Annotated in this window: 21 protein-coding genes and 2 pseudogenes; 16 read left to right on the top strand and 7 right to left on the bottom strand. The window is 66.7% G+C overall.

What is annotated here, in order from left to right; all coding sequences use genetic code 11:
• Positions 1-5 precede the first annotated feature (5 nt).
• From AB0C87_RS14975 to AB0C87_RS14960, 4 genes and pseudogenes are all read right to left on the bottom strand, one after another.
• Positions 6-653 (bottom strand): TetR/AcrR family transcriptional regulator, encoded by a 648-nt coding sequence (locus AB0C87_RS14975; protein WP_360577899.1) that lies wholly within the window; start codon positions 651-653, stop codon positions 6-8.
• Positions 654-1,003: 350 nt separating this feature from the next.
• On the bottom strand, positions 1,004-1,528 hold the full coding sequence (locus tag AB0C87_RS14970) for an AAA family ATPase (protein ID WP_360577897.1): 525 nt from the start codon (positions 1,526-1,528) through the stop codon (positions 1,004-1,006).
• Positions 1,529-1,822: 294 nt separating this feature from the next.
• A complete protein-coding gene (locus AB0C87_RS14965) occupies positions 1,823-2,104 on the bottom strand; it encodes a DUF3303 family protein (protein ID WP_360577895.1) in 282 nt (93 codons plus the stop codon).
• Positions 2,105-2,342: 238 nt separating this feature from the next.
• Positions 2,343-2,598 (bottom strand): annotated as a pseudogene (locus tag AB0C87_RS14960) (transposase); the annotation flags it as partial.
• Positions 2,599-3,265: 667 nt separating this feature from the next.
• Between AB0C87_RS14960 and AB0C87_RS14955 the strand changes: the two are divergent.
• Positions 3,266-4,492 carry a hypothetical protein gene (locus AB0C87_RS14955; RefSeq protein WP_360577893.1) on the top strand — a complete coding sequence of 409 codons (1,227 nt, stop codon included), beginning with the start codon at positions 3,266-3,268 and terminating at the stop codon, positions 4,490-4,492.
• A complete protein-coding gene (locus tag AB0C87_RS14950) occupies positions 4,489-4,989 on the top strand; it encodes a hypothetical protein (RefSeq protein ID WP_353831181.1) in 501 nt (166 codons plus the stop codon). Before AB0C87_RS14955 ends, AB0C87_RS14950 begins: the two co-directional genes overlap by 4 nt.
• Before the next feature lie 537 nt (positions 4,990-5,526).
• Here the strand turns inward: AB0C87_RS14950 and AB0C87_RS14945 are convergent.
• Positions 5,527-5,934, bottom strand: a complete 408-nt coding sequence (locus AB0C87_RS14945; protein ID WP_345173958.1) for a RidA family protein — start codon at positions 5,932-5,934, stop codon at positions 5,527-5,529.
• A gap of 75 nt (positions 5,935-6,009) precedes the next feature.
• Between AB0C87_RS14945 and AB0C87_RS14940 the strand changes: the two genes are divergently transcribed.
• Together AB0C87_RS14940 and AB0C87_RS14935 are read left to right on the top strand one after the other, a co-directional pair.
• On the top strand, positions 6,010-6,375 hold the full coding sequence (locus AB0C87_RS14940; RefSeq protein WP_360577891.1) for a helix-turn-helix domain-containing protein: 366 nt from the start codon (positions 6,010-6,012) through the stop codon (positions 6,373-6,375).
• Positions 6,376-8,014: 1,639 nt separating this feature from the next.
• Positions 8,015-10,378: a LuxR C-terminal-related transcriptional regulator gene (locus tag AB0C87_RS14935; protein WP_360577889.1), complete on the top strand. Its 2,364-nt coding sequence runs from the start codon at positions 8,015-8,017 to the stop codon at positions 10,376-10,378.
• 11 nt (positions 10,379-10,389) lie between these two features.
• On the opposite strand, the gene AB0C87_RS14930 is transcribed toward AB0C87_RS14935, so the two are convergent.
• A complete protein-coding gene (locus tag AB0C87_RS14930; RefSeq protein ID WP_360577887.1) occupies positions 10,390-11,199 on the bottom strand; it encodes an FAD:protein FMN transferase in 810 nt (269 codons plus the stop codon).
• A 328-nt stretch (positions 11,200-11,527) separates the two neighbouring features.
• Here AB0C87_RS14930 and AB0C87_RS14925 point away from each other — a divergent pair, with 328 nt between their 5' ends.
• From AB0C87_RS14925 to AB0C87_RS14905, 5 genes are all read left to right on the top strand, one after another.
• Entirely contained in the window at positions 11,528-11,731 is a 204-nt protein-coding gene (locus tag AB0C87_RS14925) for a hypothetical protein (RefSeq protein ID WP_360577885.1), read from the top strand.
• Between the two features lie 51 nt (positions 11,732-11,782).
• Entirely contained in the window at positions 11,783-12,553 is a 771-nt protein-coding gene (locus AB0C87_RS14920; protein ID WP_360577883.1) for a hypothetical protein, read from the top strand.
• A complete protein-coding gene (locus AB0C87_RS14915) occupies positions 12,550-12,912 on the top strand; it encodes a transcriptional regulator (RefSeq protein ID WP_360577881.1) in 363 nt (120 codons plus the stop codon). The genes AB0C87_RS14920 and AB0C87_RS14915 overlap by 4 nt, the downstream gene beginning before the upstream one ends.
• A 423-nt stretch (positions 12,913-13,335) precedes the next feature.
• On the top strand, positions 13,336-14,847 hold the full coding sequence (locus tag AB0C87_RS14910) for a glycosyltransferase family 39 protein (RefSeq protein WP_360577879.1): 1,512 nt from the start codon (positions 13,336-13,338) through the stop codon (positions 14,845-14,847).
• Positions 14,848-15,431: 584 nt separating this feature from the next.
• Positions 15,432-16,187, top strand: a complete 756-nt coding sequence (locus AB0C87_RS14905; protein WP_360577877.1) for a DUF2817 domain-containing protein — start codon at positions 15,432-15,434, stop codon at positions 16,185-16,187.
• A gap of 104 nt (positions 16,188-16,291) precedes the next feature.
• On the opposite strand, the gene AB0C87_RS14900 is transcribed toward AB0C87_RS14905, so the two are convergent.
• The gene (locus tag AB0C87_RS14900; protein ID WP_360577875.1) at positions 16,292-17,392 is read right to left on the bottom strand and encodes a YncE family protein; all 1,101 of its coding nucleotides are present in this window, start codon (positions 17,390-17,392) and stop codon (positions 16,292-16,294) included.
• Positions 17,393-18,403: 1,011 nt separating this feature from the next.
• Here AB0C87_RS14900 and AB0C87_RS14895 point away from each other — a divergent pair.
• The 7 genes and pseudogenes from AB0C87_RS14895 (at position 18,404) to AB0C87_RS14865 (ending at position 23,440) form a co-directional block, all read left to right on the top strand.
• The gene (locus AB0C87_RS14895; protein WP_360577873.1) at positions 18,404-19,279 is read left to right on the top strand and encodes a hypothetical protein; all 876 of its coding nucleotides are present in this window, start codon (positions 18,404-18,406) and stop codon (positions 19,277-19,279) included.
• Positions 19,280-19,605: 326 nt separating this feature from the next.
• Positions 19,606-20,244: a PASTA domain-containing protein gene (locus AB0C87_RS14890; protein ID WP_360577871.1), complete on the top strand. Its 639-nt coding sequence runs from the start codon at positions 19,606-19,608 to the stop codon at positions 20,242-20,244.
• A 45-nt stretch (positions 20,245-20,289) separates the two neighbouring features.
• Positions 20,290-20,538: pseudogene (locus tag AB0C87_RS14885) on the top strand (transposase); the annotation flags it as partial.
• A gap of 154 nt (positions 20,539-20,692) precedes the next feature.
• Positions 20,693-21,955: a hypothetical protein gene (locus tag AB0C87_RS14880; RefSeq protein ID WP_360577870.1), complete on the top strand. Its 1,263-nt coding sequence runs from the start codon at positions 20,693-20,695 to the stop codon at positions 21,953-21,955.
• Complete coding sequence (locus AB0C87_RS14875) at positions 21,939-22,709, top strand: hypothetical protein (protein WP_360577868.1); 771 nt, start codon at positions 21,939-21,941, stop codon at positions 22,707-22,709. Before AB0C87_RS14880 ends, AB0C87_RS14875 begins: the two co-directional genes overlap by 17 nt.
• A gap of 272 nt (positions 22,710-22,981) precedes the next feature.
• Entirely contained in the window at positions 22,982-23,203 is a 222-nt protein-coding gene (locus tag AB0C87_RS14870) for a hypothetical protein (RefSeq protein WP_360577866.1), read from the top strand.
• A 105-nt stretch (positions 23,204-23,308) separates the two neighbouring features.
• The gene (locus tag AB0C87_RS14865; protein WP_360577864.1) at positions 23,309-23,440 is read left to right on the top strand and encodes a sigma factor-like helix-turn-helix DNA-binding protein; all 132 of its coding nucleotides are present in this window, start codon (positions 23,309-23,311) and stop codon (positions 23,438-23,440) included.
• Positions 23,441-23,531 lie beyond the last annotated feature (91 nt).

Genomic DNA, 23,531 nt, shown 5'->3' with positions numbered 1-23,531 from the left:
GTCGGCTATTCCGAAGGAGGGGCACACAGCCTGGTCGGTGAGCCCGGGGCATCGGGCGCCGGGTACCACGGGGCGAGCAGCCGATCCATAAGGACGTGAAGGTGCGCGCGGAATGACTCGACGACCTCTGGCTGAGCCGCGTCCCTCATTCCCTGGTTGGGGCTGAGAATTCCCGAGCCCAGGAAGCCGTGCACGCACCAGACCATGGTGCCGAGAAGGTAGTAGGTGTTGACGTCCGGGGGGACCGCGTCTTTTATCCTGCGGGCGGCGAGTTGGAGCAGCGGCCGAGCGTACTGATCCTCCATGGTGGAGAAGTCGGCGGCGTCGGCCACCCAACGATGTGCCCACAGTGCACGGTTCTGCGGGTTCGCCACGTGAAAATCGAGATAGGCGTCGACGATCTCGTGCACCGCCGACCGCGCGGAGTCCGCCCGGGACACGGCGGCTTCCAGCATTTCCCGCTCCGCCTCGAATGCCTGCCGCATGACCTCCTGGTAGAGAGCGCGCTTGTCTCCAGCCACCTCGGCGACAACCGCGGAACCGACGCCGAGGACGTCACTGATCAGCTGCAAGGAGGTCCCGTCATAGCCGAGTTGCCCGAACAGGCGGGCGGCGACCTCAAGGACGTGTGAGCGCGCGATCTCATCCGACACAGTTTCACGCTACGCATCGTTCGGTGAGGCAAAGCCTGCGCCAGGGCAAGAGCCCGGCACCAGAGGGCAAAGACGACTTTGAGACTCCCGTAGCAGGTCAGCTGCCTCAGTAAGCCTCGCGGCAGAGCGAGCAGGGGGCCATGGGGGCTACAGCCCCGTCCCGCAGGTCGACCCTCGCCAGAAGCCGCGCCTCATCGAGATCATCGGCAATCTCCGCGACCGGATCGCCGAGGCCCCGCATCCCAGCCCCGCCCCTTGAGGGCCCGCTCTAATCCAGGGTCTGTCCGGCGAATCTTTCCGGGCTCGGCGCTCCTGGCACGGCTGCGTTACTGGCCGACTTCAGGTCGGGCTCACGCGAGGGTTGGCCATCTGTCGGCGGCCCACTCCAGCCATCCCGGCCATCCAGGAGGTGGACCTCCTAGCTCTTGTCCATCGAGTTCCGTGGCGTCGGGCTCCTCGAACAGCGTTCTCCAGTGCAAGAGGTCTGTCTCGCTCATCAGGAAGGTCTGATCAGGGGTGGTCGCCTGGCGATGGGCGATCCGAGCACGTTGGGTCTCATGGTCCACCGGCACGTACACGAGTTGACAGGACGCGCTCACAGACATCGCCAACCAGCGGATCGCGGACCTCTCGACACGAGACCAGCATCCGAAATCCAGGACCACGTTCGTTCCCAGCTTCAGCGCCTCCAGACCGAGCCAGAGCAGCCGTCCTTCCAACACGTCGCGTTTCCCAGCCGGCTGCGGATCGCCGAACAGCGGGCGCATCCACTCATCAGGCGTCAGCCGCAGCGCGTTGTGCTCCTCGGACAGCTGACGAGCTCTCGTGGTCTTTCCGGCCCCGGGCAAGCCGACTGTCAGGAACAACGTCGTCACGCCCAGATCTTGTCACGCAGGCCAAGTGATCAAGGCTTGAGCAAAGGTCGATCGAAGCCACGGTGACGGTGCGGTGGCAGACTTAGCCGGGACGGTTGGCCCACTGGTCCTTTGTGCGGCTCCGCAGCTGCCTCTCCTAGATTCAGGCCGCCTTCCCTTAGTCCGGAAAGGACGCCGGGCACCGACTGCCGCGGAGTGGGCCGAGATGGGGACCAGGTCCCCTCATCCTCGGCTGAGCAAGCCTGGGTCGGCCCCGAACCGGCAGGTGGTAGGAGGCGGCGGCGCTGTTCCGCGCTACTGCAACGCGGCAAGGCCTTTCTGCAGGTCCTCGCGGGTCATGACCGGGTTGATCTCGATCTTCGCGCCCAGTTCCTGGAAGAGCGGCTCGGCGATGGTGGGTATCGCAGCGGGGTCCTGGAGATCGAAGACGAGGATGCAGCACCGCCCGCCGTCGCCGGGGCCGAAGTACGCCGCCTCGGGATCGAGCCGGTCCATCAGTGACTTCACGATCTCCGGCAGCCTGCCGGTCTTGATCGCGCCGTTCGAGACCTGAGTGTCCATGACCGCTCTCAGCATGACTCTCATCGCGTTCTCCCCGGGCGTCCGGGCCGGCGCGGCCCCCTCCGCACCTGCGTAAACCCGGTGCCGTCCCACCCACTCTCCTACCGGCGCGTAGCGGAAACACCCCCGAACAAGTCCCCTGCGGACATCGTTATGGGAGATCGTTCGACTGCGGGAGATCGGCCGTCGCTGAGGTGGCTGATGGTCGTTTCAAGTTGGTCCGCCGTCAAGTCCACCACCCCATCGCGCCGTCGTGCACCTGGACGTGCGCCAGCAGCCGCTCCCAGGTCTCGCCGCGCTCCAGCGACAGAATCGCTGACCGAGCGTCAACCACACGGCCCATAGCGTTCGAGCACGTCCCGCCGGTCCGCGCCGGTCCGGACCTTCCGCGAGATTCCGTCGACCACCTGACGCTGGTCACGCCACCGCCCACCAGGACCGGAAGCGACCGGCAACACCGGCCCAATCCGCGCCCAGACCACATCAGTCAACTCATGTCGCCGCACCATGGTCACCACCGAGCCACAACGTTGTTGGCGGTCACTGCGCGCATGGCGCTGCCACGCAAGGCAGCTCCGCTGATCGACGTCGGACGCGGCCTGGTCCCGCTCAGGACGGGCACCATGATCGGCACGTCCCTCCAGACCTGTTGCTGCTGTGGGGCGACGAGTGGTCCGGGTGGGTGCCGAAAGCGTCCGCGCAGGGTGACTTCGTCAAGCGGATGACCCAGACCGCGATGGCGCCCAGCAGGACACCGCAAACTCACAAAGACAAATTTCGCATCACTTGAATAAAGCTGCCGATGCCCAATATTCGCCTACACAAGCCTCCAATCCCGAAGAAACCTGGGTTCCTGGTTAGCTCCGGGCCACCTAGCACGTAGGTCGACCCTCAGATCATCGACTCGTGCACGTGCAAAGTTCGCACGTGCACGATTACATGGGGCGCGGTTTTGCCCTGACAGCTTGCACGTCAAGGGCCGAGCCTGGCGGGTCGCCTGACCGATGCCCTGGAGCCGGCCCGCCTCCCCCAGCGGAAGGGCAGAAGAGCGTGGGCGTGGACAATCCCCCTGGTGGGCCGGGCAAAGGCCCGGAGACCACCGACAAGCCCACCCCACCCGACACCGGCGGCACGTCATCGCACGACCATCCTGGAGCGGACGGTAGAACGCCCCGCATGGACAGTCTCGCCGCAGCGGGCTGGAAATTTCCCGGACGCCCCGAAACCAGCGCTGGGCAGCCCGGCGACCGCGATCCGACCAACGCATCCATCGCCGACCCGCCTCGCGACAACCCACAGACACAGAGTGGCCCCCAGGCCGAGGCCAAGCCGGACGCCCAGAAAGACACCGAGACCGATGAAACCGACTCCGGTCCCCCGCCGACCGAACCTGACGACGACGAAACCGACCCTGCCCAGACCAGCAACGGCGGCTCGGAAGCGGAAAAGCCAGGCCAAGCCAAGCTCGAGGACCCGGGCCAGGACAAGGGCGAGCGCGGCAAGAACGACCGCGAAGGCAAAACCGGTCAACCCGAAACCGACAACCTCGGCTCCCAAGACCACCAAGACAACAAGGAACCACGCCCCCAAGAGACCGGCGGCTCCACCAGCGACAAGGCCGACGGCCCCCAACCACCCCAGCAACCGCCTTCTCGCCTGGAAAGCCTTGCCCGCGCCCGCGAAGCACAACACGAATACGCAGAACAGCTACGCACCAATTCCCAAGACACCCAACTCCCCAACGACACCGGACAACAACCGCTCCCCGAACATGGCGACCAACATGCCCCGTCCCAACACGAGAACACGGAAGGGCAGGAACCCGGGCCAGAAGCACAGCCGCCTGTCACCGAGACACCACCCGAAGGCACCGACAACAACGGGGGCGACAATGTCGGCAAGGACGACAGACTGCCTGAGGAAAAGACGGACGCCGCGAGCAGCCCTGGCTCGCGACCCAAGTCGGAAGAAACGATTCCCGTAACCGAGGAGCAACAACGATCCTTCGAGCAGAGCCAGCAGCAGCTCGACGGTCTCAGCAAGAAGAAACAGTCCGAGGAAGTCGGTAAAGGCTTCGAAAGAGACGGCCAGAGATACAAGCCTGAAGCTGCTCTCCTCAAGGCCGCGAAGCACGGGGTAGATTGGTCTGAAGGAATGGCTCGCGCGGTAAGAGATGGTCGACCGCAAGGGCAGTTCGGCAGCGCAGCAGACGTCCGGTACGCGACGGAGTGCGGGGCCGAATTAGGACCGAAGAAAACGGGCTTCTTCAGACTCCCTGAAGGGCATGACTGTATAGAGTATCATCCAGACGGCTCGACAAGCACACCGGACAGCATTTTCGTCAAGGTGTACCCCAACGGCAAGGTCCACGCTTACCCGCTGACTCGAGAGGGAGATGCATGAACTTTTGGCTGCAAACCGGAAACCCTGAGACCCTGAAAGTAGGGTCGGCCGAAGACATGGCGGACGCAACAGGGCAGATGTATCCCATGGACACCGAAGACGCCATCTTGTTCTGGAACCGGGTCCCCGTGCGACTCGAATACCGTTACGATATTGCCGTCCTACTTGATGATTTGGTCCCGCTGCTAGAAGAGGTCCAGAACCCGGAGTTTTCCCAGACACAGATCCATTGGGGATCCGACACATTTTCCACCGAATGGAACATCGCGCGCGATGGAGATTCCCTCAGAATCGATTCGCGCTGGGACAGCATTCATGGAAGCTACGAGTTTCTTCTCAACGAGAGAAGCCAGTTGACCGTAAGGATCGAGTCCTTCGTAGCCGAGTGGCTGAAAGTACTACGCCGGATCACATCGGACCTCGCCATCCGCCATGTACGCCTGGAAGATGATGACATCGCGACCCGGGCGAAGACGTTGTCATCGAAGTCGAACTGACCTTCAAAAGAGCAGACGTATATCTCTCCCGCAGCGCCGGACGCTGCACAAGGGTCTGGACGGCCACCGGGACGCACAGCATGTGCGTGGCGCGGACCTTGTCAGCACGCGCAGGTGGCTCTCGGGTGTGGCGTCGGCGAGGAAGACCGACCGCGCTCCCCTGCCCAGACAGTGGAAGAGCCATCCGCGAGGCCCGGCTGGACGCGGGGCGCTGCGTGACGATCGGCCGGTTTCGCCTCCGACTAGGCCGTGTTTCAAAGTCCCGGCCCACTTCGCTCGCCTGGCGGCTCGCTCCGTGACCGGGTCCCACCGCGCTGCAGGGCTCTGAGAATCTGGCCGACGACGGGACCGTCCAGCCTTGAATCCCTCGCTGTGGGCTCCGCTCAACGGACAGCTCACCGACCGCTCCGGCGTGAACTGGGCGCTCGACATCGCCGTGCGGTATTCCGCTGCCTGACTGACATGCCGAACGCGGCGAGCGAGGTGGCCCTCGCCGCCGCTTCCGTGCACCTCGTGGGCCGTGCCATGCCGCGGCGCTCAGTCCAGAACCGCGGTGGCCTCCACCTCGACGAGCACACCCGGCTCGAACAACACCTCAACGCCGATGAGCGACGCCGGCGGCATGGGCGAGCCGATGCCGATCTCGTCGGCCACAGATTCGACGCCGGCCATGAACTCCGCGATCTTTTCCGAGCTCCAACGGGCCACGTAGAACGTCAACCGCACCACGTCGTCGAAGGTCGCACCGGCACCGGCGAGTCCGGTCGCCGTGTTCCGCAGGGCTTGCGCGACTTGCCCGGCCAGGTCGGACGGGATCGGCGAACCGTCGGGTTGGTGGGCGACTTGACCTGCGACGTAGACGTGCCGGGTTCCGGTGGCCACGGCCACGTGGTGATACGGGGCGGGCTGAAGCATCCCCAGGGGAGTGAAGCGCTGAACGGTCATGACGAATGTCCCTTCCTTAGGTATCGTCAAGATACTTAGGTGCGAGAAGACACTTCAACGAGACCAGGTTTCACGATGGATACCCCTGCAGAGCTGCGGATCAGCACCGCGCACCGAGAGCTCCTCGACCAGGTGCTCGACAAGTGGTCGCTCAGCATCCTGAACGAGCTGTGCGAACGCCCCTGCCGCTTCAACGAGCTCCGGCGCGCCATCCCGGAGGTCACGCAGAAGTCGCTCACCGGAACGCTCCGCCGGCTCGAGCGCAATGGCGTCGTCGAACGCGAGGTGACCTCGACCCGCCCGGTCGCCGTGACCTATAGCATCACGCCGCTAGGCAAGACCCTCCGCGGCCCGGTCGACGTGCTTCTGGCGTGGGCGGACCGGCACCTGCCGGCCATCGAGGCCGCACGGGACGCATTCGACGAGGCGGACCACACCTAACCGCCGCGCCGGGCAGGCACCGAAGGCGGGCGCCGAGAGACCGACATCGACGCTCAAGCCATTCGCCTGCTGGGATCTCGGGTCCCCGTCGCCGGGCGGCCCCCAGGCTGACTTCAGGAGTTCATGCGCACCCACGCCCGCAGGCGCTACACCTACGGCCCGACGGCACCCGCGTCCCTTTCGAGGAATGGGTCCCGCCCAGGTAACACCAAGCCGTCGACCTGCGCACCAGGCCCCGGCAGGATCCGGTCAGCGGGTCAATGGGCTGCTACGTCCACACGGTGCCCACCAGTCGACACCTGCCACGGAGCCGGCCCCCGCCCAGCCTTCAACAGCGAGGCGCTGACCGCCGCTGTCACCGTCCTGTCCCATGCCGTCCGGGCCGCTGACGGGGCCGGTCTTCGTTGTCGTCGGTCAGCGGCTGGCCAAGCGCATGCCGGTGGGGTTTTCGTGGCACTGGGGACCTTGCTGTTCTGCGCCGGTGCGGTGTTGCTGGCCGTCAGCGCCTCGCCTGACGGGCGCTAAGTCACGCAGGTCCTGCCCGGCTGGGTTGTCATAGGCGTCGGTAGCGGCTTGGCCCTGCCCAGCGTGATCGCCGCCGCCACCGTCGACCTGCCGCCGCCCTTAGCGCCGTCACGGCGCTCGGCCTCACGACCAGAGCCGGGAAGCGTCGATGCGGGCCGCTGGCGGCGAGCGGGCCGCAGCCCGTGGACGCCACCCTGGCGACCGATCTCACCAATCGGTCCCGCGAGTGCCCAGCCGTGACCCAGACGACCGCCCGCATGCCGGACTCCCCCGCGGCGTCCGCCACGGCGCCTTCGCAGCGGGCCGACGGTTCGTTCATCGCCGTCTCTCCTGCTAGGGGCGTCCCGAAATGAACCCGCGCAGGAAGCTGATCTTCGAAGCGAAGGACTTCGGTGGCGGAATGTTCGAGATGCCCCTTGCCGCCCGTCTGAGCGACTCCGCCATTCGGCGTACGACCCGTGAAGTCCGGATGGAGGCCCTGGTGGGCGACTCGGCGCAGGCGAGGTGCCCTGCTCTGGCGCAGGGAGCCGGTTGCACGATGTCCGACGCCTACACCCTGGCGGTCACCGCCACCGAGGCGGATGGCGACGACGACGAGATGGCGTCGCGCTGGACCGGTGGTGATGGCCGGAACGGCCCGTCACCGACCATTGCCAGCGGCGATCCGCCGACATGGCGGCCACCCGCGACATGTCGAGGGCAATCCAACGCTCGTGGTCTAGGCCGGTTGATTTCCGTACCGCGGAGCGGAGGCCGTCCGCGCCGACCGCCAGGTCGGGCTTCCGCGTTTCTCTCGAAGCGGGCTTGGCAGTGCCGTGGGGGTCGGCCGAGGTCACCTGGAGCCGGTGACGATCTTGACTCGGCGGATTGTCGGCTTCGGCGCCGCGCAGGCCTCGCTGCCTGCGCCAGGAGCAGCGCGTCGGGCTCCAGGGGTGACCGCGCTCCGGTCGCTGCCTCCGCGCACAGGTCGGGCCAGTCGTCACCGACCGGTGGCCGATGGCCGGCAAACACCACCAGACCGCAACTTAACCCTTTCATGGGTTTGCATGGGGATTTACGCCAATAGTGTGGGTGGCCATCGGTCAGAGCAACCTGGGCGGCGACGCCGGGTGGGATGGTGATGGCTTCAGCGGGACCGAACGAGGCGACCAGATGGCAGCTGTCCAAGCCCCCCGCGGAGTCGACGAGCTTCGTTGGGCGAAGCCGAGAGTCGGCCGAGGTCAAGCGTCTGCTGTCCGCGTCCCGATTGGTGACGTTGACGGGCGCGGGTGGAGTCGGCAAGACCAGGTTGGCCGGTCGGATGGCCACGAGCTTGGAGCGGGAGTTCCCCGACGGGGTGTGGATGGTCGAACTCGCCAACCTCGATGAGCCCGAGCTGCTGACCACCACGGTCATGGAGGTGCTCAAGATCAGGGATTGGTCCGGCCGGCCGCCCTTGGAAGCGCTGATCGAGAATCTGCGCGACAAGCACATGCTGGTGGTGCTGGACAATTGCGAGCACCTTCACAACGCGTGTGCGTTTCTGGCCGAGAACTTGCTGCGCTCGGCCTCAGGGTTGCGAATTCTCGCCACCAGCCAGCAGGTTCTGGGGATCGCCGGGGAACAGACCCTGCCCGTCCCGCCACTGCCGCTGGACCAGCGGACTTCACATCGGAACGCCGCCGCGCCGCGCGCCACGGAGGCGGCCGAGTTGTTCGCCGACCGCGCACGGGCAGTGCTGCCCGAGTTCACGCTCACCGAGGCCAACCAGGAGGCGGTGGAGTTGATCTGCCGGCGCCTGGACGGGTTGCCGCTGGCCATTGAGATGGCGGCGGCACGCCTGCGCGGGCTCTCGGTGGAGCAGGTGCTGGAACGACTCGACGACCGCTTCCGGCTGCTCACCCGAGGATCGCGGGCGGAACTGCCGCGGCACCAGACGCTGCAGGCGCTGATGGATTGGAGCCACCAACTCTGCGACCAGCAAGAACGCAGCGTGTGGGCGGGAATGTCGGTCTTCAGCGGGGGTTGTGATCTGGAGGCCGTCGAGGAGGTGTGTTCGGGCGAGGGGGTCGAGCGAGCGGACGTCGTCGACGTGGTCGCCGCGCTGGTGGAGAAGTCGATTGTCAGCCGTGAGGAGCAGGCGGGCAGGGTCCGGTATCGGCTGCTGGAGACGCTCCGGCAGTACGGCCGAGAACGACTGGCCGAATCCGGGCGAGATGCCGAGCTGAGACGCCGCCATCGCGACTACTACCGGAAGCTGGCGGCCAAGGCGGATGCCAGCCTGTTCGGCCCTGACCAGATCGCATGGCTGAGCAAACTCCAAGTGGAGCACAGCAACCTGCGCGCCGCCCTGGAACACTACCTGTCCGACCGCTCCGGCGGCCGCGCAGCACTCGGCATGGTCGCCGACCTGCTCTACCACTGGATCACAAGCTACTACCTGACCGAAGGGCGACACTGGATCGACCGGGCCCTGGATCGCGCCCCCGCTGCCGACGAGCCTCGCGCCCGGGCCTTGTGGTGCGCCAGCTGGCTGGCGATCATCCAGAGCGACCTCGAGACCGCGGCCGCGATGCTGGAGGAGAGCAAGGCGATCGGAGAGCGACTCGATCTCGAGCACGTGCTCGGATATGTGGCCGTGTTCTCCGGAATGGTCGCCATGGGTCGTCAGGACGTGAAGACGGCGATCGTCCTGTACCAGGAGGGCATCGACCGGCACACCCTTACGGGCGACCCGGTCGGCCACGTGCTCGCCCTGGTTCGCCTCTCACTCGCCTATTCCTATCTGGGCCAGACGGCGGCCGCCGTCTCGCTTGGTGAAGAGGGGCTCGCCATTTGTGACGCCCACGGGGAGACCTGGCATCGGTCGTACACGATGATGGCCCTTGGGGTCGAGAGATGGCTGGAAGGCGACATGGCCCGCGCAACCGCGCTGGAGCAGGACAGCCTGCGCGCCAACCGCTCCCTGGAGGACCCTTTCGGTATGGGCCTCAACTTGGAGGTCTTGGCCTGGGTGGACGCCACCGAGGGGCGGCATGCGCGAGCGGCGAGCTTCTTGGGAATCGCCCAAGCCCTGTGGAACGCACTCGGCGCTCCCCTCTCCGGGTACGGGCACCTGGTGCGATACCACGACGCCTGCGAGGAAGAAGTCCGGCGCGCACTCGGCCCTTCGAAATTCCTCAAGGAGTTGCACCGCGGGCTGGAGATGCCCTTCGAGGAAGGGGTCGCCTATGCCCTGGGCGAGTCCTCGGCCGCTGGCACCGAGAGCACTGATCCCAGCACGTCCTCGCCGCTGACCCCACGGGAGGCGCAGATCGCCGGCCTGGTGGCGGAGGGAGCGAGCAACAAGGAGATCGCCGCCTGGTTGGTGATCTCGACGCGCACCGTCGAAGGGCACATAGAGCACATCATGAACAAACTCGGCTTCAACTCCCGCGTGCAGATCGCGTCCTGGGTCTGGAGGCAAGGGCGGGGAGACGAGGCGAGCCCTGGCGGCTGAGTACGCCTGGGTCAGCATCCGACGTTGGTCACCGTGCCGTTCGTGTGCACCATGCGGGCACGCAACTCCCGGGCCTCCAACCAGGTGATGGCAGCGTCTCCCAAGGAGAGGGCGGCGATGCTGGCGGTCTTGGCGGCGACGCAGCGAAGACCGAAGACCGACACCGCATGCCAGGACTGATCACTGGCCGGCAGCGACCGCGCCGGTGCCTGTCCGGGCTCGCGAGCCTGCGCCGCCAGGACGGAGGTGGCCAGTCCGCCAGGCGTCCGCAGCACGAGGCTCATGCCACGGAAAGCTCCGTCGTCCTGCTCACGGCGACCGTTGGTCACCTGCACCGGCCAGCCCGAGACGGGCACCGGTCCCGCGGTCGCGAAGCTGCCCGGAAGGCAGACGCAGACTCCGCATCCAGCCAGTCCGGCCGCGGATTCGGCTGCCCTGTCGGCGGCGAACGCCTGCGCGATCCCCCACAGGTCGAGAGTCGTCCCCGGGGGCGTCATCACCGTGCCGGGCGGTTCGTCGATCACGACACTCCGGTTTCCGGCGGGAGAATCGCCAACGACGGGATCGACGAGCCCTTCCGTCAGGTCGAACGCGTGGAGCGCCGTCCAGAGCACGGCCAGGAAAGTGGCGCTGACCCGCACTGGAGCGCCACTGGCGGCGTTGACGCGCGCAAGATCCGACCCCTCCTGGACGAACGCGGCATCGAAGTCGGCGACCACCGAGTCGACAGCGCGCCGGGCCGCATCGAGGCACTCGGGCCTCTCGACCATCACGGTGGCCAAGGAACCCCACAGGGGGAAGTCGTCCCTTCCGAAACTCATCGAACCGCTCCAAAGATCTAGAACAAGACGCCTGGCTCCGCCATAGGAACCGGCTCCTCTCCAGCATGCTCAGCGGACCCGAGAAACCGGGAGGGGGAAAACCCCTATATCGCTCCGAGAGCTACCCACCTGTCTATGGACAGGTTTTGCGCAGGTCTGAGCAAATACAGCTCCGATGCTCCCGATCGCATCAGGGGAAAGACCTGCGGGACGCTGGTCAAGACGCCTGGCGGAGGGCGATGCAGAGCGCCTGGTGCCGGTCACCGGCAACAGGCCCCCAGGCCGGACGTCCGGCTCCCGTTCGCGGGCCTGTAACACCCGCGCGGACATGGTCGAGCCGGCGGTTCCGGCCCGCGCCCCCGGCAACCTCGACCTGTTCGTCATCGGGTTCGACAACCGCGCCTGGAGCGAGTTCCCGAACGACCGGCGTTGGCTGGGGCTGACCTGCGCGGTTCCGTGGGCGGCGGCGCGAGCGACCTACCGCCCTGACCGTCCTCCTGCTCCGGGAGCGTCGCTCGCACTCTTGACTTGAAAGTACTCGCTGTTGCAAAGTACTTCGCAAGCGCAAGACGATGGAGGCATCGTGGATTCACAGTCCCCCGACCAGATGCTCGACGAGGTGGCCAGGCTGCGGCGGCTCACCCGTGCCCGTGCGCGTGGGGCGGCGGTCCCGCTGATGATCTTCGGCCTGCTGACGCTGGCCTCGATCCCCCTGTACTCCCACCCCTTCCACGCGATGCAGACCCTGCCGGACGGCGGCAGCGTGAGCAGACCCGGTTCGACCAGCGGCTACGCGGGGCTGGACGGGTTCGACCGATCGGGGGCCCTCTCGATCGCGTTCTGGCTGATCACAGGGCCGCTGAGCTACCTGGCATGCGCCTTGTGGTACCAGCGACGGGCCGCCCGCGTCGGCCTCACCGCGCGGTGGCAGCCCTGGGCGTACGTGGGCACGGCGCTGTTCGCCGTGTTCTTGCTCGCCGTATTCGCACAGAACCACGGCGCCCAGAAGGCGCCTCCGCCCCTGGGAGAAAGTTTCGTGGCGAGTGCCGTGGTCAGTCCTTTGCTAGCGATCGCGCTCGGGTTGCTGGTCCTGGCCAAGGTGGAGCGGAGCCTGGGGGTCGCGGTCTGCGCTCTCGTGTACGGGGGGCTGTGCGTCATCATGAACGGCTACGGCCTCGGCCAAATCCCTGCTTGGCTCGTGCCCCCGTCCGGCGGCATGATCGATGGAATGCTCAACCCGGCACAGAACCTGATCCTGCTGGCCGCCGTCCTGCTGGTCGGCGCGCTGGTCGTCCAGTTGCGGGCGTGGGCGCGACTGCGTTCGGTCACCGCAGCGGCCCCAGTCCAGGCATGAGGGAGACCAGCGGGCAGCCAGGGGCACCGCACCCCACGCAAGGCCTCAACGACACCGTCCACCATCGCACCCGTCTCGGCATTATGACGGTGCTGCACGAGATCGACCGTGCCGAATTCGGGTATCTGCGCGACACCCTGAACCTCACCGACGGCAATCTGTCCCGCCATCTACGGACGCTGGACGAGGCCGGCTATGTCGAGATCCACAAGGGCTACCACGGACGCCGTCCCCGGACCTGGCTCAGTTTGACCCCGAAGGGGTCACGTGCGCTGGCAGAGGAGTTGGCCGCCCTGCGCGATCTGGTCGCCCGGCTCGACCGCGTCACGGACTCCACGGAGACAGCCGAAGGCAAATGATGTGGTCGGCCCTCGGAACCCACGGCCGGAACGGCCTTGAGCGACGGCGAGATCGGCCTAGGCGTCGCACGACGCGATGCCTGGGCCGATCAGTTGAAGCAGTCCTGGGCCTTGAGGCGATCTTCGCGGGCGGCGCAGGCGGCGACGATCCCGACGAGCCTGCGCTTTGCACCGGCCCCTCGCCGTCGAGAAGGTCGACCACCAGGGAACCCGCCTCCGAGGGCCTGCTCGATGGTTGTCGACTCTGGTCAATTCATCAGGTTTCAGCCCGCGGTTCTTCGTGGGCACGGAATCCCGGCACCCCGCGAGTGGGCGCGCCCTGAACGTCGCCCTGGGACCCTTGGCGGCGACCTTCGGTTAGGGGTCGTGACAAATGGTGAAGACCTTCCTGACGTCCTCGACTCGGTCGACGGGGGGTGAGACATGGCGCCGACCGGCACTCAGAGCACGACCACCGCGCTGTCCGACACTGCGGGGCATCGTGCCGCGACGTGGCCGTACCTGGTGATTCCAGGGGTGGTCACGCTCGGCATGTGCATGTGGCGGATCAGCGTGCCCTCGTACTGGCGGGACGAGTCGGTCAGCGTGACCGTCGGGCGCGGCGGGCTCGGCGCGCTGACGAGCTTCATCTCCCGCATCGACGCGGTCCACGGCCTGTACTACCTGCTGATGCACCTGGTGACCAGGCTGGGAACGAGCGAGGTGATCACCCGCACGCCCTCGGCGGTGGCCTCCGGCGTGACGGCCATGGGGATCGCCGCCATCGGCGGGCGGCTGTACTCGGCCAAGGCGGGCCTCTACGGCGGGCTGCTGTACGGCCTGCTGCCGATCACCAGCCGGTACGGGCAGGAGGCTCGCCAGTACGCGATGGTCAGCGCGGGCGCCGTCCTGGCCACCTACTTCCTGGTCCGGGCGTTGCAGGATTCGCGTCCCCAGATCAGATGGTACGCCGCATACGCGGCGACAATGGGCCTGGTGGGCTGGCTTCACCTTTACGCGCTGTTCCTCCTACCCGCCCACGCCGCGACCGTCGGCATGTGGAGGCATCCCCGGTGGCGGCGCCGCCACCGCGCGAGCTGGGGGCTGGCCGCCCTGGCTGCGGTACTCCTGGTGTCACCGCTCGCAGTGGTCGCGCGCGGCCAAGAGGCCGCCCAGGTGTCCTGGTTGGAGCGCCCCGGAACCAGGGCGCTTTACAGCCTCGGCCTGTGGGTCACCGGCGGCGGACGCGTCCTCCTGCTCGTGCTGGTGGCGGCCGTCGTGGTGGGGACGGCACGACTGCTCGTTCGCGATCATCGCAACGCCGCCGCGCTGACCGTCCCGTGGATGTGCTTACCGTTCGTCCTGGCGTGGAGCGTGTCCCAGGTCCATCCCGTCTATCACCCCCGATACATCCTCTACTCCGTCTGCGCTCTCGCGCTGCTGGGCGGGGTAGCGCTGGACACCGTGGTCGGGCGGCTGCCTGTTGGCCGATCCTGGTTCCCCGTAGCGGCCGCGGTCACCGTGCTGGCGGTCCTGGCGCTGGTGACGCTCCCCGCCCAACTCGCTGAGCGTGAACCGCGGAGCCGTCCGGACGACCTGCGCTCCCTGGCCGCCGCCCTGCGGCGGCACTCGCACCCGGGGGACGCGGTCCTGTACCTGCCCGCGGATCGGCAGGCTTTCGCGACCGCCTACGCCGACGCCTTCGCCCGGTTGAACACGACGACCCTGCAACACCACGAGACGAACCTGCAGCCCGGCTCTTTCCGGTCGGCTCTGGCAGCCGAGTCCCGGATCTGGCTCGTCCAGATACTCCCCCACGATCACCGGTACCGCAGCGCAGCGTCTCCGCGCGATCTCGCGATCCTCAAGAACGACAAAGGTCTCCGAGCGACCAGCTCAAGGCGGTTCGGGAGCATCCGGCTCACCCTGTACATCCGCCGCACAGCCGGAAGCTGACGTCCGCGCCCGGTGAGCTGAGCTCGTTGCGCTTGCCGTGGCCCACGCCACCCTGCCCCCGGTCAGCGTGCCACCGAGACCACTCCCCCGGCACCACCCAGAGTCCGGCGCTTCCGCCGTATCGGCGGACGGCGCCGGTGCGCCTTGTCCGGACGATCTGCCAAGCCAGCGCGCGACGCCCCAAAAGCATCCTCGAATCTAGCCAGGCCACCGTCTCCATCAACACGGTCACCGGCCCGAGACGGTGCCCGAGGAACCAGGCGTGGACCGGCGCTTCCCACCGACCCGCCTCACCGGCCGCGACATCCACGGTGAGGGCCGTCAACGCCGTAGCGCATCCGAACGCGAGTAAGGCGAGCACGGGCGCCGGCGGGCGCCGTGGCGCGTCGGCTCTTACGCGGTTTCAGCCCGATCGAACAAACGAGGGCTCCCGTCGCCCATCCTGCCCACGGGCACGAGGCGGTTGGCACAGCGTCATGCCACTTAGGCGACTACATGCATTCAAAGTGTCACTATTCGTGACTTGGGTATCTGGTATTGCGTCCCCCAGATCAGTCGAGGCACATGTCTGGGGGGGACACTTCATGACGGGTCGGCGGCCGACGATCTTGCTCGCCGTTGGACTTGCCCTCCTCAACACTCTGATCTTCTCGGCAGCGTGCAGCAGGCCCGGGAAAGCCGGTCGGTCGGCGGCGACATATGGGGCCCGCAGGACGGTGTTACTGGGCAGATCCGTCCAGGGACGCCCGATCGTCGCCGTCGAACTGGGGAACCCGCGAGCGGCTCGACGAGTGCTGGTCGTCGGCTGCCTGCACGGAGACGAGCCGGCCGGCGTGCCGGTGGCACATGCACTGGCCGCCAGAACCGGGCCGACGGACACGAACTTGTGGGTTGTCCCAACGTTCAACCCGGACGGGATGGCGGCCCGGACGCGGGGAAACGCGCACGGCGTCGACCTCAACCGCAACTTCCCAGCTGGGTGGCGACCGATCGACTCGCGCGGCTCAGTCACCTACTCCGGCCCCCGGCCACTCTCAGAGCCGGAATCGCGGTACGCCGCCGACCTCATCCGGCGGATCCGCCCGACCATCGGCATCTGGTTCCACCAGCACTTGGCCGTCGTCGATGACTCCGAAGGACCCAAGGACGTCGAGCGGCGCTTCGCCCGCGACGTCGGGCTCCCGCTGCGCTCGCTCACCCACTTTCCAGGCAGTGTCACCGGCTGGGAGAACACCGTCGTCCGCAGTAGCGCGTTCGTGGTCGAGCTCCCCGCCGGGCGGCTCCCGGCGCAGGCAGTCCGCCGATACGCCGACGCCCTCCGCCGGATCGCCAGCCCCTGACGGCTAGGACCTCGCGAACGCGGCTACGCTCATGCCTCTCCGTAGGTGATATCCGCGTAGGCCGCAAAGCCGAGGACGAGCTCGGCCAGGGCGGACGTCCATGTTCAGCGGAAAACGCCGGTGTGGCCAAGGGAGTAGCGGCCAGGCTGCGGAAACACGCACAGACCGTGCGGGCCGTCACCGACACGGATGCGGCGAATCAACCGGCCTGTGACCGTAGAGATCGCGTACACCTCGCTGTGGTAGCGACCCGACAGCCACAGCACCTGCCCGTCGGCCGACACCCCGCCCATGTCGGGCGAGCCGCCACCGGGCAGCCGCCATCGCCGCGCTACCCGCCCCGTCTTGAACGAGATCAGGGAGATAGAGCCTTCAGCCCGGTTGGTGACGTACAGGGTGGTCGAGTCACGGCTCACATACAGCCCATGTGCGCCCTTGCCGGTACGGATGAAGCCGGTCACGCGGAACGTCGACGCGTCGATCGTCCAGACGCCGTTGGAGGCCATGTCAGCGATGTAGAACGTCCGGCCGTCGGGAGAGGTCTTCACGTCCTGCGGCATCGCGCCCTTCGCCAACTTGAGCACGCCGGTGACCCTCTGCCCACGGGTGTCGACGCGCAGCACTTCGCCGGAGAACTCACACGCGGTGAGGAAGAAGTCTCCCGAAGCCGAGAAGTCGGCATGGTTGGGGCCGCGGCACGGCACGTCCACGTGCTTGCGCAGCCGCATCGAGTGGGCGTCCCGGAAGTCGATGCGCTGCAGCCGCTCCGCCATGATGATCGCGAACCGGCCGTCCGCCGTGAAGTACATGTTGTAGGGGTCGTCGACCGAGACCGGCTTGCCCGGGCGGCCGGTGCGCGGGTCGATCGGGACAAGGTCGTTGGAGTCGTTGTCGTTGACCCACAGCGTCCGCATGTCCCAGGACGGGACGACATGCTGCGGCTTACGGCCGACCCGAAACCGCCCCACCCGTGTGAACGTCTTCTGATCTAGCACGATCACGTCGTCGCTCTGTGAATTCGGCACATACACACGCGCCGGCAGGTCCCGCACCTGTGGGCTGAGCATGCCCGGCCGGTCGTGCTCGTAGAGGTCCGTCGGCGACGTCAGCGGGCCGGCAACAGCGTGACTCGTGAGCTTCCGCGAATCAGCACCGCCCGGCTGGCCAGCTGAAGAGCACCCTGCGACCAGCAGCCCGGCGGTCACAGCCGGTGCCCATCGGCGCTTCATGTTCGGACCAGCTCAGCGACGGTCACCGCCCGAAGCCCACGCCGACGCAGGCCGTCCAGAACCGCCGCCAACGCCTCGACCGTTCCAGTGTGGCCGGGGTGCATGCTCACCACCGACCCGCCGCGTGCCTCACCGAGAACTTAACGAATGATGGCCGACATGCCCAGATCGGCGAAGTCCAGCAATTCCACGTCAGAGGACAGGCAGCCGCGGTAGCCGACGCGCAGACCCCCGCGCCGACAAGGCCAGCGACACCCACAAGGACAGCACGTCTCTGAATCGTCACAATCTGTAGCCTACTTTGGCTGCATCTCGGCACGGTCGACCGTCGCAGCGGAAGCCGCAAGGCCAAGCGGGTCAGCACGCGATGGCCTAGCGTTCGCGCCCCGAGCCGGCGCGCAGCTCAACGCTGGGGACGTCCGGCGAGAGTTCCGGCGCGTCATCGCCCAGGTCGGCCTCTATGCCGAGCAGCGGACGCCGCAGGAATCGGACCGCGGCGTGCCGATCGAGCACATCTCCCCCCGGTCGGACACAAGAGCACGACCGTCACCGAGAAGGTCTACCGGCAGCAGACCAGGCCCGCGATGGACGAGGGCGCGACGGCCATGGACCGGATCTTCCCCGCGCTCATCGAGGAACCGCCGTCAGGCAGTCGGGCCCGGATCACTTCGGAGGTCCCCCAAGCCCATTCGGCCCTCACACTGCCAAAAATCTGATTCCGGCTCCCGACCAGCGGAAAGGTCCATCGCCTTCCGTGGTTCGGACGACCGCGAATCCGTAGGCACTCCGCTCCGGGCGGAATGAAATTGGACCGCGAACCTGCCGGCCCTGGAAACACGGGGCCGGCAGGCGCACGGTGCGACCCGTCCGGTAGAGCAGGCACCGAGACGGCGTATCCACTTGCCGTTCCGTGGTGAACACGGACGGTCTTCTATGCCTGCATCCAAAGGATGCGGGGGCAACTCAAACAAGAAGGGGGAGAGGTGCATGTGTGCAGCAGAACTCCCAAGGAATTCTAATATTGCAGTTTTTGCGTTGATTTTTTCAATTGCCCTGGGCGTGACGGCGGGCACCGTTCAGATCGCCTTGGGACTGGTTGGCAGAGTCGGCCCGTTCACGGCTGCTCTCTGGGTCGCGATAGTCGGCATCGCACCATTGTTGATCACGTACAGGCCGTCTTTGCGGGCGGGTTGGCCGATCTGGCGATCGGCGCTGATTCTGGGGCTCTGCCTTAGCGTGGGGTTCGTCTCATTCCAGTATTCCATCCGCATGCTGCCCCTCGGGATCGCGCTGGCGGCCTTCTATGTCGGAGGCCCGATGCTGCTCGTCACCATCGAGATCCTGAGGTCCCGCCGGTGGCGGGACCTGGCGTGGCCGGCGGCGGGTTTCTCTGGTGTCGTCGTGCTCACACCCTCCTGGGAGGGCGAGATCAACTACTGGGGATTCGCTGTCGTTGCGGTTTTGGCGGCGAATTTCTTGGTCGGCATGAAAATGATGTCCAGCATCAAGAAAAGCGACATCACCACCTGCACGACTTTGGCAAGAATCCCTAATATTCTCCTTATGTTCGTGTTGGCTTCACTATGGGAGGGGTCAGACGCGGTCTTCGGTCTAGGCAGGAATGATCTATTGATCTTCCTGGCGGCAGGGGCGCTGACCTTCCTGTCGACGGTGTTATCCAACGTGGCATGGCAGCGGGGAATCCGCCCCTTCGCCGTGGCCTTGTTGAATCCCACCGAACCTGCGTGCGGTGCCATCCTGGGACTGATCGCAGGTCAACAGCTGAACTGGGCGTCCTGGATCGGCATTTCCATGGTCACGGCCGCCGGCGTCGGCGCTGCGATCAGTCAGCACAGGAAGTGACCTGGCTGACTCCGCATTTGCGGCGGGGAGGACCCAACCTCCCCGCCGTCCACCGACCCGGCTGCTGGGCCTTCTGTGGGTTCCGTGGGTTCTGCGGAGCTCCCTGGCTCGCCCGACCCAGGCCACCACGCGGCCAGCCCGGCGCTGGGCACCGCTGGCCGCCTCGCGTAGCGGACCGGGTTGAAAACGGTTTCGATGACGGCGGGCTCTAGGCACCACCCAGGGCACCCCCACAACTACGCCGAGCCTCAGCAGTCTCGACATCCATCGGGCGAGTGCCGGAGAGTCTGCGCGGCGGCGGGGAGACGGCTACGATCACCGCGTTCATGTCTGATCATGTTCGGGAGCGGCGCATGGTGGGGATCCGGCCCTTGGCTTTCGGTCTGCTGATGGTGCCCGTGCTCGGCCTTGCGGCCTGCTCGGGCGGCGACAGCAATTCCGCCGCAGGAAGCGCGGGGAGCGGCGCAGAATCGCAGCGTCCCTCACCTGTACTGCCCTCCTTCAGGGGAAAGACGCTCGACGCCGTCAGCGGCGAGTTGCAGCGTTCCTGGCCCGCCTACACCAGCGCGTTCAGAGCCCTGCCCGACGGTCACCTGTTCGACGGCGAGTCCTATTCCGGTACCTGGGTCGTCTGCACGCAGGTCGAGGACCCCCAAGGGAAGAAGGTGGAACTGGGCTTCCTGCCCCCGCAGGTGTCCTGCCCACCCGACGGCCGCGTGACCACCTGGCCCGTCGTGCCCAACTTCGTCGGCAAGACCGGCACTGACGCAAAGCAAGCCGCCCTGCGGCTCGGCTTCCCGCTCGTCAGCAGTGAGCCCATCGTGACCGAGGGATACGACGACAGCTCGCATCTGGAACGTACCGTCTGCACCCAGGACCCGCCCGCCGGCCAGAGCATGCGCCAGCACTACGGCACGACACTGAGGCTGCGGGTCGCCGACAGCAAGGGGTCGTGCGCCCCGTAGCTCCCTCGCCCGGGGGCCTATGGATGGCCTCCGCCCGCTCCGACGCTGCACGGCGACAAGGGCTACGACTACGCCGACCTGCGGCGCTGGCTACGCAGGCGGGGCATCACCCCGCGCATCGCGCGCCGTGGCATCGAGTCCTCCGACCGGCTCGGGCGCTACCGCTGGGTGGTGGAGCGGACGGTGTCCTGGCTGAGCGGCTGCCGCCGACTGCACCGCCGCTACGAACCCAAGCCCGAGCACTTCGTCGCCATCGCCGCAACCCTCATCTGCCACCACCGACTTGCCAAATGAGATGACTTCGTAGGAGGAAAAGACCTCGAGGATGTGGACGCCCTACGACCAGGGCAGGGTCGGCTTTAGGGTGATAACCTTGCCTGCTCTACTGTCCGGAAGTTCATGGAATGGGCGCACGGACCGGCGGGCATCCGGTCGGCTCTGCGGGTTCGTGGCGCAGGGTGCGAATGGTAGGTCAGAGTTAATGCACGCAAAGGAGCCGACGGAAGCCCGCATCGAGGACGCGGGGAACGTCCTGGTCGCACCTGCGGCGTTGCACGACGATGACTCGATCAGAGGCTTCTTCGGTTCAACGATCACGCCGGAGGACCTTGCCTCGGGTTCGCTCGACCTTGCGCAGAAGACCGTCTACCTGTGCGGCGACGTCTCCGGGATCAGCGGCCCCCGGCTGTACGCGGCGGCACGGGTGTTCGTCGTCCGGGAGCTGTCACACGGTTACCGCGAGGGTGCCGACGGACCTTGGGTCCCCGTCGGCCTCGGCAGGCTTCCCCTCCGTGTCCACGGCGCCGGTGTGTACTACCGCCGTTTCTTCGACCTCGACGGCGATTACTTCGACCGGATCCGCGCGGAGCACGAGTTCCAGTCTTTGACGGAGTCCACGAAACCTGGAACAGCTCATCGCAGCGGAATCTATCTGACGCCCGTCACCCAAAGAAGCGACGGACTGCATTTCCGCCTGCTCCGCTGTTCCACGAACCTCTCGGGGCCGACCGAGGGCTTCCGGCCTACCGACACGAGCATCGTCGAGGCCCTGAACGGCGAGGCCGCCGCCGTCTTCCGGAACCAGGCGCCGCTGAATCACGTCCTCGCCCAGATCTACCACAACACTCCCGCCGCGACCGAGCGCAAGCAGTCCAAGGCCAAGATCTCGGCTCATGCCGACAAGACCAAGGACATGCCCGTCAACGGCATCATGGCCTTCTGCACCTTCTATGACCGGCTCGACCGATTGCGCCCTCTCGCCGAAGACACCTTCGATTACGGCGTGAAGGGCACCAGCGGGCTGACCAGGCTCCACTTTCGCCTCAAGGAGCCGACCGGGGAACGCGACGGGGTCGCGCTCCCCCAGCAGTTCACCCTCACTCTCCACCCCGGCTCCGTGTTCTTCATGCCTCTGTCCACCAACCGCCTCTACACGCACGAGATCCGACCCTCGGCGTTGGACGCCGGGCTGCTTCCGACCCGCCTGGGCTACGTTGTGCGCTGCTCCAGCGCCGAGGCCGTCCACAAAGAAGGCCAGACGTTCCTCAAGCTGGACGAGGGGCTGGTGAGGCTGGAACCGCCGACGGCGGAGGGCATGAACGAGCTGCGCGGGCTGTACGCCGAGGAGAACAGGACCACGTCCTTCGTCGACTACGGCGACGAGTTCCTTTTCAGCATGAACAAGGGAGACTACGTTGCCCCCCGCATCTGACATCTCCGATGAAATCTTCTCGTGCACCTTGCCGGCCGAAACGGATCTCTTCGCAGAACTGTCCGCGTCGGCTCGCCTCGAGGACGTGGGAAAAGGGCGGCGCGGCGCCACACTCACCAGGATCGACGAGGCGGGCGGCGTGCCTCTCGTGCGCACCACCACTCGCTACAGCAGTCCGGCTCAGCGTTTCCGGGCGGTGCACGAACGGCTGGCGCAGCGGATCCAGCAGTGTGCGGCGCTTCCGGTCGCCTTCAACAACGCTCTCATCGAGAGCTACACGAACGCCTACAAGACGATGGGCGGCCACTCCGACCAGGCCCTCGATCTGGCCGACGGTTCGTTCATCGCCGTCTTCTCCTGCTACGAGCGTCCCGAAGGGAACCCGCGCAGGAAGCTGATCTTCGAATCGAAGGTCTCCGGTGGCGGAACGTTCGAGATGCCCCTCGTCGAGAACAGTGTCGTCGCGTTCTCCGTCGACTCGAATCGGCGATTCAAGCACAGGATCGTGCTGGACGCGTCCGCCCCGCCGACGGACAACCCATGGCTGGGTGTGACCTTCCGGACGTCGAAGACCGTCGTCCGGTTTCGCGACGGACACGTCTATCTCCCGCAGGGAGCGCGCCTCACGACGGTCGACGAGGAGCAGAGGCGCGAGTTCTACCGGCTGCGGCGCCGTGAGAACAGCGAAACGGACTTCGTCTACCCCCTGCTGACCTACACCATCAGCGAGAGCGATCTGATGCCACCCGTCTGAGCGACCGCCGCCCGCCACTCGGCATACGCCCCGTGAAGGCCGGATGGAGGCGGGCTTCATCCGGGCTTCTTCCCGGGGTCAGCAGGAACACACGTGACGCCCCCAAGCCCAAAACCCCAAGCTGCCTGAAATGCGCGGGTGCAACGCGCCGGTCGGACGTGGCCTGCAGACGTCTTCCTCCGAAGTCGCGGCCGGAGCACCCGCCCGCCGAGTGCGCGGGGGCGGCGCTTCGCCGTCTCGCCGCCCCCGTGAAACCGGGCCGGGGCGTCGGCATGAGGCCGGCCGCGTTCGGCGCTCAGCACCCCGATTTCCGTGAAAAAAAAACCGAGATCAGAAGCATTCGATCTTCTCTTATCAAGGCGCTGGGCGAGCATCCGGCCTGCGTGGTTGCCGGGCTGGACGGCGTCACGAAGGCCGAGCGGCCGCTGGGCTCCCTTCCAACGACCGGTGCCGCGCTGGCCGACCTGCGCGACCAGCCACGACACCGCCCCTGAGTAGTGATCTCGGGCTCGCCACGGACGTCGCCCAGGAATCAATGATCAACATGGCGCCCATTGGTCGACGATCGAGCCTCCTGGCAGGCGAAGCAGGACCGAGTCGTGCTGCACTACCTTCTGAACTTCACGACCGCCGAGGCGGCTCACGCCCTTGGGATTTCGTCGGGCTCGGTCAAGCATCACTTGTTCGCCGGTCGGCGCGACCTCTCGAAGGAGATGGAGATCGCCCGCTAGGGCGTGTTTCGAAGTGGGGTGAGCATCGGCGTGTTGTGAGCCGGACGCAGTGAGGTCTCCGGTAGATGGTTCATCGACCAAGAAGAACCCA

Origin of the sequence: Actinomadura sp. NPDC048021 (assembly GCF_040653135.1) — a bacterium.
Lineage (GTDB): Bacteria > Actinomycetota > Actinomycetes > Streptosporangiales > Streptosporangiaceae > Spirillospora > Spirillospora verrucosospora.
The sequence above is the reverse complement of the archived record's forward strand: the minus strand, read 5'-3'. Positions and strand labels throughout refer to the sequence as shown.